Origin of the sequence: Chryseobacterium sp. ZHDP1 (assembly GCF_018603435.1) — a bacterium.
GTDB classification, from domain to species: Bacteria; Bacteroidota; Bacteroidia; order Flavobacteriales; family Weeksellaceae; genus Chryseobacterium; species Chryseobacterium indicum.
Genome location: NZ_CP075682.1, coordinates 3,871,665 through 3,884,863, shown reverse-complemented (window position 1 = coordinate 3,884,863; position 13,199 = coordinate 3,871,665). Strand labels below are relative to the sequence as shown.

Sequence of the window (13,199 nt, the reverse complement as noted above, 5' to 3'; positions counted from 1 at the left end):
ATTAATGCAAGAAGCCAAAAGCCTATTGCAAGAAGCAAATAACAATGAGTAAAAAACTTTTACTTAAAAACGCACATATTGAAGGCATCCGCTACTTTGAAACCTACCGTAAAAACGGCGGTTACGAAGCTGCTGAAAAGGCTTTAAAAATGACTCCTGACGAAATTCTTGAAGAAGTAAAAGCTTCAGGACTTCGTGGACGTGGTGGAGCAGGATTCCCAACAGGAATGAAATGGAGTTTCCTTGCAAAGCCGGAAGGCGTTCCGAGACACCTTGTTGTAAATGCCGATGAATCTGAACCGGGAACATTCAAAGACAGATATCTGATGGAGTTTCTTCCTCACTTACTGATCGAAGGAATGCTGATCTCATCATACTGTTTAGGTTCCAATGTTTCTTATATCTACATCCGTGGAGAATATTCATGGATTCCGGATATTCTTGAAGAAGCAATTGAAGAAGCTAAGGCAGCAGGATTTTTAGGTAAAAATATTTTAGGAACCGGTTTCGATTGCGAAATTTACGTTCAAAGAGGTGGTGGAGCATACATCTGTGGTGAAGAAACTGCATTGCTTGAATCTCTTGAAGGTAAAAGAGGAAATCCGAGACTGAAACCGCCATTCCCTGCTGTAAAAGGACTTTGGGAAAGACCAACGGTAGTAAACAACGTTGAATCTATTGCGGCCGTTGTTCCAATCATTGAAATTACAGGAGCTGAATACGCTAAAATAGGAGTGGGAAGATCTACAGGTACGAAATTAATTTCAGCTTGTGGAAACATCAACAAACCTGGAGTTTATGAAATCGACATGACTATTACGGTTGAAGAATTCATTTACTCTGAAGAATATTGCGGCGGTATTAAGGACGGAAAAAGATTAAAAGCCTGTATTCCGGGAGGAAGCTCAGTTCCGATTGTTCCTGCCAATTTATTATTAAAAACCGTAAACGGAGAACCAAGATACATGAACTATGAATCTTTGGCTGACGGTGGATTTGCTACCGGAACCATGATGGGTTCAGGAGGGTTCATCGTTTTGGATGAAGATCAGTGTATCGTAGAACATACCATGACTTTAGCGAGATTTTACAATCACGAAAGTTGCGGACAATGTACACCTTGCCGTGAAGGAACGGGATGGATGTACAAGATTTTAAAGAAAATCGAGAAAGGAGAAGGAAAAATGGAAGACATCGATCTACTTTGGGATATCCAAAGAAAAATCGAAGGAAACACAATTTGTCCGTTAGGTGATGCAGCAGCATGGCCTGTTGCAGCGGCTATTCGTCACTTCAGAGATGAATTCGAATGGCACATCAAAAACCCAGAATTGTCTCAGACACAAAATTACGGTTTAGCACATTATGCAGATCCAATTCCTGCTGTAGAGAAGAACGCTTAAGATGAAAAAGATATTGGCATTAGGTCTAATGATGTCGGGTTTTGTTTTCGGACAGGTAAAAAAAGATACATTAGAAGAAAAAGAATATAAACTGGAGGCTACTCCATACAAAGCTGAAAAGAAAGAAAAACCTTTACCCTTAAGCAAAAAAGGTCAGGTTTTCGTTTTCTACGGATGGAACAGAGCGGCTTACAGCAATTCTGACATTCATTTCTCAGGAAACGGTTATGATTTTCAGTTAAACAATGTCTCTGCGAAAGACAGACCAACAAAATTCGGAATTGTTTATTTCGATCCAAGTTGGTTTACAGTGACACAATATAATTTCAGACTTGGTTATTTTATTAAAGATAATTTAGCTTTGGTTTTAGGAATTGATCATATGAAATATGTAATGAACCAGGATCAGACGGTTGGGTTCTCAGGAAATATTTCAGATCCGAAATATGCAGCCATGGTACAGAACGGGCAGGTAAATCTTGCTGATGAAAAGTTCCTTACTTTTGAGCATACAGACGGATTAAATTATGAAAACGTAGGGCTTGAAAAATACAAAAATCTAGTTCATAAAAAGAACATTGATCTGGTATGGTCTTATGGAGCCGGAATTGGGTTTATGTTTCCGAAAAGTAATGTAAAGCTTTTTGGTAACGAGAGAAGCGACCGTTTTCACGTTGCCGGAATGGGAACCGATTTAAGATCCAGTCTTAACCTTGTATTCTGGAAAAACTGGATGCTAAGAGCAGAAGTAAAAGCCGGATACATCAATATGTGGGACATTAAAACGACATTAAATAATAAACCGGATAAAGCCAGACAGGATTTTGTTTTCGGACAGGTTCTTGCCGGAATAGGATATACATTTAATACAAAAAAGTATAATTAAAACAGAGCTTAATTGCTAAGGCAAAAGCGAAAAGCATAGAATATGAGCGAAGAGGTTAAAAAATTCAAAATAACGATAGACGGACAGACTACTGAAGTTTTGCCGGGTACTTCTATTCTGGAAGCTGCAAGACAAATCGGCGGAAAATCTGTACCTCCTGCAATGTGCTACTACAGCAAACTGGAAACCAGTGGCGGAAGATGCAGAACCTGCCTTGTGGAAGTTTCCAAAGGATCTGAAGCAGATCCGCGTCCTATGCCGAAATTGGTGGCAAGCTGCAGAACCAACGTTATGGATGGGATGGAAGTAAAAAATCTTACTTCTGAAAAAGCTCAGGAAGGAAGAAAAGCAGTTACCGAATTCCTTTTGGTAAACCACCCTTTAGACTGCCCTATCTGCGATCAGGCGGGAGAATGTCACCTTCAGGATTTAGGGTATGAACATGGAAATCTTGAAACCAGAACGGAGTTCGAAAGAAATACGTACGATGCCGATGATTTGGGTCCGCACATCAAACTGAATATGAACCGTTGTATTCTTTGTGCAAGATGTGTACTCGCTGCAAACCAGCTTACCGGAGAAAGAGAACACGGAATTTTGTTCAGAGGAGATCACGCTGAAATTTCAACCTACTTAAATAAAGCTTTGGATAATGATTTCATCGGAAACGTAATCGACGTTTGTCCTGTAGGAGCATTAACCGACAGAACAGCACGTTTTTCAAGCAGAGTATGGTTTACAAAACCGATGAACGCTACCTGCAAATGTGATAAATGTTCCGGAAAAGCTGTAGTCTGGATGAAGGGCGATGAAATCGTGAGAGTTACCGCAAGAAAAGATCAGTGGGGAGAAGTTGAAGAATTTATCTGCGACACCTGCCGTTTCGACAGAAAAGAACTTTCTGACTGGAACATTGAAGGTCCGAGACATATCGACAGACACTCAGTAATTTCATTGAACCACTACGAAAAGCCTAAAGATGAACTGAGAGTTTTAGACAATCCGATGGCAAAGGAAATCAGTGAAAAAGACGAAAAATAATACTAAATTATAAATTTTAAATTATAGATTTTAAATGAATTACAATCTATAATCTAGAATCTAAAATCTAAAATTCAGAATGGATTTACTTACATTTAAACTTATACTTGTATTTGCGCTTTTCCTGCTTTCGTTAACGATTGCAGCCTACTCTACCTGGGCAGAAAGAAAAGTAGCTTCTATCATGCAGGACAGAATTGGTCCCAACAGATCAGGACCTTTCGGATTGCTTCAGCCTTTAGCCGACGGTGGAAAGTTTTTCTTTAAAGAAGATTTTACCCCTGCCAATGCAGAAAAATTCCTTTTCGTACTGGGACCGGCTTTGGTGATGTTTATTTCATTAATCACAGGAGCAGTTATTCCTTGGGGTAAAAGTTTAAATATTGCAGGTACTTCTTACGATCTTCAGGTGGCAAACATCGATGTTGGTGTACTATTCATCATCGGAATGGCTTCCATCGGAGTCTACGGAATTATGATCGGAGGTTGGGCTTCTAACAACAAATATTCATTATTAGGAGCGATCCGTGCTTCTTCTCAGATGATTTCTTATGAATTGGCAATGGGATTGGCTTTGCTTTCTATCATTATGATGACAGGAAGTTTAGACTTAAAAGAAATTACGGAAAGCCAGACAAACGGAAAACTATGGGGATTCATTCCTTGGGTTTCGGGTCTTAACTGGAATATTTTCTATCAGCCGATTGCTTTCTTAGTATTTATTGTAGCGGCTTTGGCAGAAACCAACAGACACCCTTTCGATTTACCTGAGTGTGAATCTGAATTGGTAACAGGATATTCTACAGAGTATTCTTCCATGAAATTAGGATTGTATATGTTCGGTGAATACGTGAATATGTTTATTTCGAATGCTTTCATGGTTGTTCTGTTCTTCGGAGGTTACAATTATCCCGGAATTGAATGGGTTACTCAAAACTGGGGAGAAAATACTGCCGGAATTTTAAGTATTGTGGCGTTTTTAATTAAAACCATCATCGGAATTCTGATCTTTATGTGGATCAGATGGACACTTCCGAGATTCAGATATGACCAATTAATGCACTTAGGATGGAAAACTCTGATTCCGATGGCATTGGTCAACTTATTAATTACAGGTGCTGTAATTTTAGCATTTGGAAATTAATTAATGTATCTAAACCTTATAGGTTTTAAAAACCTATAAGGTTTGTGTATGAATAGAATATTAAAAATTAAGATAACAGGCAAGATTCGTCTAAAATCTAATGTCTAACATCTAACATCTATAATTAAATGAAACTTACGAACAGATCAAAAGTTGTTTCTAATAAAGAAATGACCCTTGCTGAAAAAATCTACTTACCTGCGATTTTTACAGGAATGGGGATTACATTTAAGCATGCTGTAAGAACCGTATTAAAAGGTGCTCCCGCAGTATACTCGTATCCGGAAGTACAGAAACCGAGAGCAGATATCTGGAGAGGTCAGCACGTTTTGAAAAGAGACGAAGAAGGCAGAGAAAGATGTACGGCTTGCGGACTTTGTGCGGTAGCATGTCCTGCAGAAGCAATTACTATGACTGCTGCTGAAAGAACCAAAGAAGAAAAGCATCTTTACAGAGAAGAAAAATATGCATCGGTATATGAAATTAATATGCTGAGATGTATTTTCTGTGGTATGTGTGAAGAAGCCTGTCCGAAATCTGCGATCTATCTTACCGACAGATTGGTGGACGTGGAAACCAACAGAGGTTCTTTCATTTACGGAAAAGATAAATTGGTGGAAAAAATAAATGAAAGGATTGACATCACTGAAAGACAATCCGAGAAACAAAAAAATGCGGTAAAATAATGGATCAGTTTTTATTTTTCTTGGTGGCGTTTTTAGCAGTGGCAAGTGCGGTTTACTTCGTTTTTGCGAGAAATCCTCTGTATGCTGTTTTGTCATTAATTGTTACGATGTTTTCTATTGCGGGCATGTACATCCTTCTGAATGCACAGTTCCTTGCGATTATCCAGATTATTGTGTATGCCGGAGCGATCATGGTATTGTTCCTTTACATTCTGATGATGCTTAACCTTAATAAACAAGACGAAAGTAAGAAGGGCAATACTTTAAAATTTGCCGGAGTTTTTACAGCAGGACTTTTGTTAATTGGAGTTTTAGGCGTTTTCAGGGGCGTTCAGCAGAAACAGATCGTTGTTGAAAATGTAGACAACGGTGTTGGTCTGACGAAAAATCTGGGAAGACTTTTGTTTAATGAATATGTTTTGCCGTTTGAGCTTGCATCCATCCTTATTCTGGCAGGTATTGTAGGTGCGGTATTAATCGGTAAAAAAGATCTATAAAATTATGGGAGAAGTAAATACATTTATACAAAGCATCCCTCTGAATTACTTCATTATTCTTTCATCAGTATTATTCTGTTTGGGAGTTTTAGGAGTATTGCTGAGGAAAAATGCAATTGTTATTTTGGGTTGTGTAGAGCTTATGCTGAATTCTGTAAACCTTTTACTGGCTGCGTTTTCTGCATACAAAGGTAACGGCGACGGACAACTTTTAGTTTTCTTCATTATGGTGGTTGCTGCTGCGGAAGTAGCGGTAGGTCTGGCAATTATTGCTATGCTGTATAGAAATACCCGTTCTGTTGATGTAAGTATATTTAATAAATTAAGAGGATAAGAATGGAAAATTTAGTGTATGCAATAATACTTTTACCACTTTTAGGTTTTCTTATAAACGGACTTTTCGGAAAAAATCTTCCAAAAATTGTTGTTGGTAGTTTAGCTACAGCAATGGTTTTTGCATCTTTCTGCATCGCAGTAAGTATTTTCATGAATTTTGATTCTGAAAGCCAGCCTGTTATTGTAAAAGCTTTTGAATGGTTCAGAATAAACGGAGTTCAGATTAATTTCGGATTCCAGATCGATCAGTTATCATTAATGATGGTGATGATCATCACAGGAATCGGATCTTTAATTCACCTCTACTCTATCGGATATATGAGCCACGATAAAGGTTTCTATAAGTTTTTTACTTATTTAAATCTATTCATATTCTCTATGTTACTATTGGTAATGGGAAGCAACTACTTAATCCTGTTCATCGGATGGGAAGGTGTAGGATTGTGTTCTTATCTACTGATCGGATTCTGGTATACCAACGAAGAGTATGGTAAAGCGGCAAGAAAAGCGTTCATCATGAACAGAATTGGTGACCTTGCTTTATTGATCGGTATTTTCATGTTAGCTTCACAGACGAATGCTGTAGATTATTTAACAATCAAAGAAAATGCAGGAAAATTTGAATTAGACGGAACGGTAATCATTTTCATTACAACGAGTTTATTTATCGGTGCTACCGGTAAATCTGCTCAGGTTCCATTATATACATGGTTACCGGATGCGATGGCGGGACCTACTCCGGTTTCAGCGTTAATTCACGCAGCTACCATGGTAACGGCAGGTATTTATTTAGTGGTAAGATCCAACTTCTTATTCACTTTGGCACCAACCGTTCAGGGAGTGATTTTATTCATCGGATTCTTAACGGCGGCTTTGGCAGGATTCTACGCATTACGTCAGAACGACATCAAAAAAGTATTGGCATATTCTACCGTTTCTCAGCTTGGATTTATGTTCATCGCTTTAGGGCTTGGAGCTTATACAACAGCGATGTTCCACGTAATGACACACGCTTTCTTCAAGGCATTATTATTCTTGGGAGCAGGTTCTGTAATCCATGCGATGAGCAACGAACAGGATATGCGTTTTATGGGAGGTCTGAAAAAATACATTCCTATCACACATGCTACATTCCTTATCGGAACATTGGCAATTTCAGGATTCCCTTTGCTTTCAGGGATGATATCTAAAGACGAAATTTTAGTGGCAGCTTTCGCTAAAAATCCGGTATACTGGGTAATTTTATTTGTTTTAGCGGCTGTTACGGCTACGTATATGTTCAGATTGTACTATCTTACTTTCCACGGGGAGTTCAGAGGTACAGAAGAACAAAAACACCACTTACACGAAAGTCCTTCGAATATGACATTACCATTGATCGTATTGGCTGTTCTTTCTGTTTTGGGTGGATTAATTAACCTTCCTCACTTCATTGGTCACGGTCATTATGCCAAATTAATGGAATGGCTGAAGCCGGTTCTTACAGAGGAAAGCTTTAAACAAATGGAAGCAACTCTTTCGGGAGTTCCGTTTGGGGCTGAAATGATACTTTTAGGAGCAACAGTTGTAATGTTCTTCTGCGTTTGGTTCCTTGTTAAAAATACTTATGTGAATAAGAAAAAACAGGCATTACCGGAACAGCAGTACACAGGATGGGAAAAACTGTCTGCTAAAAAATTATACATTGACGAAATTTACAATGCATTAATTGTAAAAACTGTTGAAGGATTAGGACGCGGAGGAAAGATGTTTGATAAAGGGATTCTTGATCGTTTTGTAGACTTCGTAGGTGAAGGCGCTGAAGACAGCGGAAAAGCTATGAAGCGTATCCAGAACGGAAATGTTGAGAATTACATCTTAATCATGTCTTTGGCTGTGGGAATTATACTGATTGTTAACTTTATATTACAATAATGTCTGGTTTATTATTAACACTATTACTATTACCTCTGGTAGGTTCGGGATTAGTTTTTGCATGGAAAGATAAATCCAGCAAATATTTGGCACTGGGAATTGCGTTGGTACAAATGCTGATTACCTTCTACATCACTGCGGATTTTGATTTTAATCCTACGGTAGACAGCGTATTACAGCACGAGATCAACTATCCTTGGTCACAATTTATGAAGAGTTCTCTCCATTTCGGAATCGATGGGATGAGTTTACTTCTTTTATTGTTAACCAATATTCTGGCGCCCATCATTATTTTATCTTCATTTAACGAAAATGTAAGCTACAGAAATACATTCTATGGTTTAATTCTGTTGATGCAGTTCGGTCTTGTAGGAGTTTTCACTTCGCTGGACGGTTTGCTCTTCTACATTTTCTGGGAAGTAACTTTGATTCCGATCTGGTTTATTGCAGGAATCTGGGGTCAGGAAAATAAAAGATTTGAATTCACTACTAAATTCTTCGTTTATACTTTCGTTGGATCATTATTCATGTTAGCAGGATTGATTTATGTATACAATCACTCTGCCTCTTTTGCGCTGACAGATTTATATAATGCCCAGTTAAACGAAACACAACAAACCGTTGTATTCTGGTTCATTTTCTTTGCTTTTGCAGTGAAATTGCCGGTTTTCCCTTTCCACACATGGCAGCCGGATACGTATACCTATTCGCCAACACAAGGTTCGATGCTTTTATCAGGGATCATGCTGAAAATGGCGATCTACGGAGTTATGCGTTATCTTTTACCGATCACTCCCCTTCCGATTGCAGGAATTTCAGGACAGATTGTGATTATCTTAGCTATTGTGGGAATTGTTCACGGGGCTTTAATCGCGATTATCCAGACTGATATGAAGAGAATTATTGCATATTCTTCTTTCTCTCACGTTGGATTAATGGTGGCAGGTATTTTTGCTTCAGCCGTAATAACCTTAAGAGGAAACTTCAATATCGAAGGTGCTGAAGGAGCTTTGGTACAGACTTTTGCTCACGGTATTAACGTTGTAGGTTTGTTCTACTGCTGCGATATTTTATACAAAAGATTTAAATCAAGAGACATCAGACAGATGGGAGGTTTGGCGAAAGTTGCTCCTAAGTTTGCCGTATTGTTCCTGATCATTATATTAGGTTCAATGGGAGTTCCATTGACCAATGGATTCATCGGGGAATTTATTCTGCTGAAATCGGTGTACGATTTTAACGGATTGGCAGCAGTAATTGCAGGTCTTACCGTAATTCTTTGTGCGGTATATCTATTGAGATTCTACGGAAAAGCAATGTTCGGACAGGGTGATGAAGCTGTTTTAAGCACAGTAAAAGATCTTTCCGCAACAGAATTCTCTGTATTGGCAAGTTTAGCGGTTTTTGTGATTGTATTTGGTATTTTCCCACAACCGATAATCGAAATGGTGAATAGTTCGTTGAAGTTTATCTACCAATCAATGGTAAGCTAATTTGATATTTTAAGAAATGAGTGTTTTAATTATTGTTTTCCTAACGGCAGTTGTTGCGTTATTTTCAGGAGTTTTTGAACAAGGGAAATTCGCAAGGTACATTGGGATTTTGGGATTAATCATCGCATTATGGGTAAGTTTCATGCCGGAATGTGCTTTCTTCGGACAGTACAAACATATGTATGACTACACCGCCAATACTGCGCTATTCACAAAAATATCAATCGTAACGACATTATTGTTATTCTTTCTGGGCGGTTTTGCATTCAGCAACCACAGAAGCCACCAGTCTGAACTGTATGCTTTAATGCTTTTCGCTCTTTGTGGCGGGATTATCCTTTTCGGATATCAGAATATGGTAACGCTGTTCTTAGGAGTTGAAATCCTTTCTATTCCTTTGTATGTAATGGCGGGAGCTAACAAAACAGATTTGAGATCCAACGAAGCTTCCATCAAGTATTTCCTTATGGGCGCATTTGCAACAGGTTTCCTATTATTCGGGATTGCATTCATCTACGGAAGTGTAGGAAGTTTCGATTTATATAAAATTCAGGATTTCGGAGTTTCAAACCCTAAAGATGTGATGTTCATCTTAGGCGTTCTTTTGATTCTTTGCGCATTGGCATTCAAGGTTGCATTAGCGCCTTTCCATATGTGGAGTCCGGATGTTTATTACGGAGCGCCTTCATTAATCACCGCTTTCATGGCGAGTGTGGTAAAAATCTCAGGATTTTTCGCATTGTTCAGATTAATGACAATAGGATTTGGCGGAGTTACCGAAAACTGGATCAATGTATTCGGAGTATTCTTAATCATTACATTGCTTTTGGCAAACGTTATGGGACTGGCTCAGACAAATGCGAAAAGAATGTTGGCATACTCTTCAGTTTCTCACGCAGGATACATCGGTTTGGTATTCTTCGGAATGACAAGTCTTTCTACTTATAATCTAGCGTTCTATTTATTTGCATACGCTTTGGCTACAGTAGGAGTTTTCATGTGTCTGATTTATGTTGAAAAACTGAAAAGAGAAACCTCTTTCGGAGCGTTCAAAGGATTGGCAAAAACAGAACCTTTATTGGCAGCTACGGCAGCGATTTCCATGCTTTCAATGGCAGGAATTCCTTTAACCGCAGGTTTCATGGGGAAATTCTCTTTATTTTCTCAGGCAATGAATTCTCAACACGGAGTTTTCCTTGTTTTGATCGCTGTTTTAGGTTCAGCCGTTTCTATTGCTTATTATTTGAGACTGATTATTTCCATGTTCTTCTTCAAAGAAAGTACATTTAAATCTTCAGAAAAAGTAACGATCACGTACAATATCGTAGGAGTATTTGTTATTGTATCCATTGTTGTTCTTGGAGTTTTCCCGGATCTGTTTGCAAGACTTTTCGGATTATAAAAAATCATATTAAAATAGAGAACCACAACCTTTAAGTTGTGGTTTTTTTTTTACCTTTACTCTAAATTTCAGTTTTTGTGTCACAGCTATATAAAAAAGACACTCCATTTCAGGTTTTTATTTCGTTCAAAAAATATTTGGATGTGTTGGAACACATTCGATACAATGACCGTTTGGAATACCGTGCCAATTATGCTGAATCTTTAATTGAGAAAACCAAAAACTTCAATGAATTCCGCAACGGATTTCAGGATGTATCTCTATTGGAAAAAAATGAAGACCTCATCAAACTTCTTCTTGCAGACCTATTCCCTACCGGACTCACCAATAACGAAATAAAAGCGGCAAGCGTTCCGATTTCCAATGTCACCTTTAATTACACGGATCGTTTTAAAGCGATTTTGAAAGATGCCGGAAAAGATTTCGAAATCGGACTGCGTGATATTGATGATGATGAATTCTATGTTTTCTGCTGCTGTCTCATTTTACAGAGTTACTTCAAAAAAGATATAAAAAGTACCATTCCTTTTTATTATGATATTCCCAATGCGCAGGGAATCATGAAGCATTATAAAATAACGGTGAATGCCGATTTTACGGAAATATTTCCCGCAGAAGGCACAAAAATTCCTTCCGATGAAATTCTGGATATTCTGCTGGAAAATTTAGACGACTTTAAACTGTGGAAGAAACATTTTCCGCCGGAATCCTGGATTTTAAAAGGATTTACCATCATTTCTCTCGTTGACTGCACCAGTGAAATTGCACTCTCTGATCTGAAATCTACTATGATTGAAGTAGATACTGAAAATTTCTCGCAGGACGAAAATCTTATTGAAATATTTAAGTCATATTTTGATATTCCGGAGCTGAATTTTGGTTTGATGCTTTACAACAAGAAAGAACAGAAACTGGAAAAAATGCCGGTCTATGAAAATATTTTTACCAATCATGTGCTGAATTTCTGGATTAATTCTATTGACGAAGACACTAGAAAAAACACCATCATCAATCTGCACTATAATCCAAAGCCCATTGTAGTTTCTAACCTCAACTATCTTGAGGAAGAGGCAAAAGCGAAACCTTCTTTCAGTATTTTGAAGGAAAATAAGATCAATAGCTTTATGGTCATTCCGATTGTGAAAGACAATGAGCTTCTGGCTATTATGGAATTCACCTCGCCGATTCCCAACAGTTTCAACGGTCTGAAATTAAAAAAAATGGAATCATTCAGCAACATGATTATCTTCTCGCTGAGCCGGTTCAGTTTTGAAAAAAATTATCAGATTGAAGCAATCATACAGCGTGAATATACAACGATTCACGACAGTGTGGTATGGAAATTCAGAAACGAGGCTGAAAAGTATTTTAACGCCTCTCTTGGTAAAAAAATGTATTCCTTAAAGGAGATTTCTTTTAAAAATCTGACACCGCTTTTCGGATTTTCAGACATCCGTTCTTCTTCGGAAAAAAGATATAATCTCATGCTCGAAGATCTCAACCAGCAGATTGAATCCCTTCATGCGATTTTTAATTTAACCAAATCGGACTCGGAAAAATTTTTACCGGATTTAGATATTTTCGAAAATGAGCTCAATAATGAAATAAAAGCTGATACCGAACAGAGATTCCAGCGATTATTAAGGGAAGAAATTCATCCTTATCTTCAGGCAAAACTGGAAATAAAGTCTTCCAGTGAAGTAAAAGCTAAGATTAAAGATTATTTTGCACAGGTTTTCCATCAGACCGATCTGTTTTACGCCAACAGAAAAAGTCTGGATGATTCTATAACACTGGTTAACCGAAAACTTGCGGATGTTCTGGATGAAGCCCAAATACAGGCACAGCAGATTTTTCCGCACTATTATGAAAGGTTTAAATCTGATGGGGTGGAGCATAATTTGTATACCGGGCAGAATATTGCTCCCGAACTGCATTACCATTCTAAAATTGTACATAAACTTCGTTACTGGCAGCTAAAGACCATCTGCAATATGGAAATTGAATTCCATAATTTTAAGAAAGATCTTCCAGTTTGTCTTGATATTGCTTCGCTGATTTTTGTGTATAACGAAAAAATAGATATCCGCTTCAGAATGGACGAAAAACGTTTTGATGTAGACGGAGCTTACAATTCTTATTACGAAATCATCAAAAAACGCCTTGATAAAGCGCACGTAAAAGATTCCACCGACAGAATTACCTGCCCCGGAAAAATAACCATCGTTTATTTTGGTATGGAAAACCAGAGAGAATATCTCGATTACATCAATAAATTACAAAAGAAAGAAGTTCTCCGGAATGATATTGAATTCTTAAAAGTAGAAGATTTGCAGGGAATTACAGGACTTTTAGCATTAAGAGTTTCATTAGCACAATAAAAAACTCATCCGATCC

11 protein-coding genes are annotated in these 13,199 nt (G+C 37.9%); all 11 read left to right on the top strand.

The window, feature by feature from the left end; translation table 11 throughout:
- Positions 1–44: 44 nt before the first annotated feature.
- The 11 genes from nuoF (at position 45) to KKI44_RS17825 (ending at position 13,183) form a co-directional block, all read left to right on the top strand.
- Positions 45–1,403 (top strand): NADH-quinone oxidoreductase subunit NuoF, encoded by a 1,359-nt coding sequence (nuoF, locus tag KKI44_RS17875; protein ID WP_076393023.1) that lies wholly within the window; start codon positions 45–47, stop codon positions 1,401–1,403.
- 1 nt (position 1,404) lies between these two features.
- Positions 1,405–2,289: a hypothetical protein gene (locus KKI44_RS17870; protein ID WP_116098510.1), complete on the top strand. Its 885-nt coding sequence runs from the start codon at positions 1,405–1,407 to the stop codon at positions 2,287–2,289.
- A gap of 42 nt (positions 2,290–2,331) precedes the next feature.
- A complete protein-coding gene (locus tag KKI44_RS17865; RefSeq protein WP_076393025.1) occupies positions 2,332–3,330 on the top strand; it encodes a 2Fe-2S iron-sulfur cluster-binding protein in 999 nt (332 codons plus the stop codon).
- A 79-nt stretch (positions 3,331–3,409) separates the two neighbouring features.
- Positions 3,410–4,474 carry an NADH-quinone oxidoreductase subunit NuoH gene (gene nuoH, locus KKI44_RS17860; protein WP_087705823.1) on the top strand — a complete coding sequence of 355 codons (1,065 nt, stop codon included), beginning with the start codon at positions 3,410–3,412 and terminating at the stop codon, positions 4,472–4,474.
- Between the two features lie 128 nt (positions 4,475–4,602).
- On the top strand, positions 4,603–5,160 hold the full coding sequence (locus tag KKI44_RS17855; RefSeq protein ID WP_029298761.1) for a NuoI/complex I 23 kDa subunit family protein: 558 nt from the start codon (positions 4,603–4,605) through the stop codon (positions 5,158–5,160).
- Positions 5,160–5,657 (top strand): NADH-quinone oxidoreductase subunit J, encoded by a 498-nt coding sequence (locus tag KKI44_RS17850; protein WP_214588567.1) that lies wholly within the window; start codon positions 5,160–5,162, stop codon positions 5,655–5,657. Before KKI44_RS17855 ends, KKI44_RS17850 begins: the two co-directional genes overlap by 1 nt.
- Before the next feature lie 4 nt (positions 5,658–5,661).
- The gene (nuoK, locus tag KKI44_RS17845; RefSeq protein ID WP_027380123.1) at positions 5,662–5,991 is read left to right on the top strand and encodes an NADH-quinone oxidoreductase subunit NuoK; all 330 of its coding nucleotides are present in this window, start codon (positions 5,662–5,664) and stop codon (positions 5,989–5,991) included.
- Positions 5,992–5,993: 2 nt separating this feature from the next.
- Positions 5,994–7,907, top strand: a complete 1,914-nt coding sequence (nuoL, locus tag KKI44_RS17840) for an NADH-quinone oxidoreductase subunit L (protein WP_214588566.1) — start codon at positions 5,994–5,996, stop codon at positions 7,905–7,907.
- Positions 7,907–9,400, top strand: a complete 1,494-nt coding sequence (locus tag KKI44_RS17835; protein ID WP_214588565.1) for a NuoM family protein — start codon at positions 7,907–7,909, stop codon at positions 9,398–9,400. The genes nuoL and KKI44_RS17835 overlap by 1 nt, the downstream gene beginning before the upstream one ends.
- 16 nt (positions 9,401–9,416) lie before the next feature.
- Positions 9,417–10,802 (top strand): NADH-quinone oxidoreductase subunit N, encoded by a 1,386-nt coding sequence (locus KKI44_RS17830; protein WP_214588564.1) that lies wholly within the window; start codon positions 9,417–9,419, stop codon positions 10,800–10,802.
- Between the two features lie 77 nt (positions 10,803–10,879).
- Positions 10,880–13,183: a GAF domain-containing protein gene (locus KKI44_RS17825; RefSeq protein ID WP_214588563.1), complete on the top strand. Its 2,304-nt coding sequence runs from the start codon at positions 10,880–10,882 to the stop codon at positions 13,181–13,183.
- Positions 13,184–13,199 lie beyond the last annotated feature (16 nt).

What these genes read in the sequence shown, in the direction of transcription:
- KKI44_RS17835 (WP_214588565.1), top strand. Translation starts at nt 7,907, where the DNA reads ATGTCTGGTTTATTATTAACACTATTACTATTACCTCTGGTAGGTTCG.
- nuoK (WP_027380123.1), top strand. Translation starts at nt 5,662, where the DNA reads ATGGGAGAAGTAAATACATTTATACAAAGCATCCCTCTGAATTACTTC.
- nuoL (WP_214588566.1), top strand. Translation starts at nt 5,994, where the DNA reads ATGGAAAATTTAGTGTATGCAATAATACTTTTACCACTTTTAGGTTTT.
- KKI44_RS17870 (WP_116098510.1), top strand. Translation starts at nt 1,405, where the DNA reads ATGAAAAAGATATTGGCATTAGGTCTAATGATGTCGGGTTTTGTTTTC.
- KKI44_RS17850 (WP_214588567.1), top strand. Translation starts at nt 5,160, where the DNA reads ATGGATCAGTTTTTATTTTTCTTGGTGGCGTTTTTAGCAGTGGCAAGT.
- KKI44_RS17830 (WP_214588564.1), top strand. Translation starts at nt 9,417, where the DNA reads ATGAGTGTTTTAATTATTGTTTTCCTAACGGCAGTTGTTGCGTTATTT.
- nuoF (WP_076393023.1), top strand. Translation starts at nt 45, where the DNA reads ATGAGTAAAAAACTTTTACTTAAAAACGCACATATTGAAGGCATCCGC.
- KKI44_RS17855 (WP_029298761.1), top strand. Translation starts at nt 4,603, where the DNA reads ATGAAACTTACGAACAGATCAAAAGTTGTTTCTAATAAAGAAATGACC.
- nuoH (WP_087705823.1), top strand. Translation starts at nt 3,410, where the DNA reads ATGGATTTACTTACATTTAAACTTATACTTGTATTTGCGCTTTTCCTG.
- KKI44_RS17865 (WP_076393025.1), top strand. Translation starts at nt 2,332, where the DNA reads ATGAGCGAAGAGGTTAAAAAATTCAAAATAACGATAGACGGACAGACT.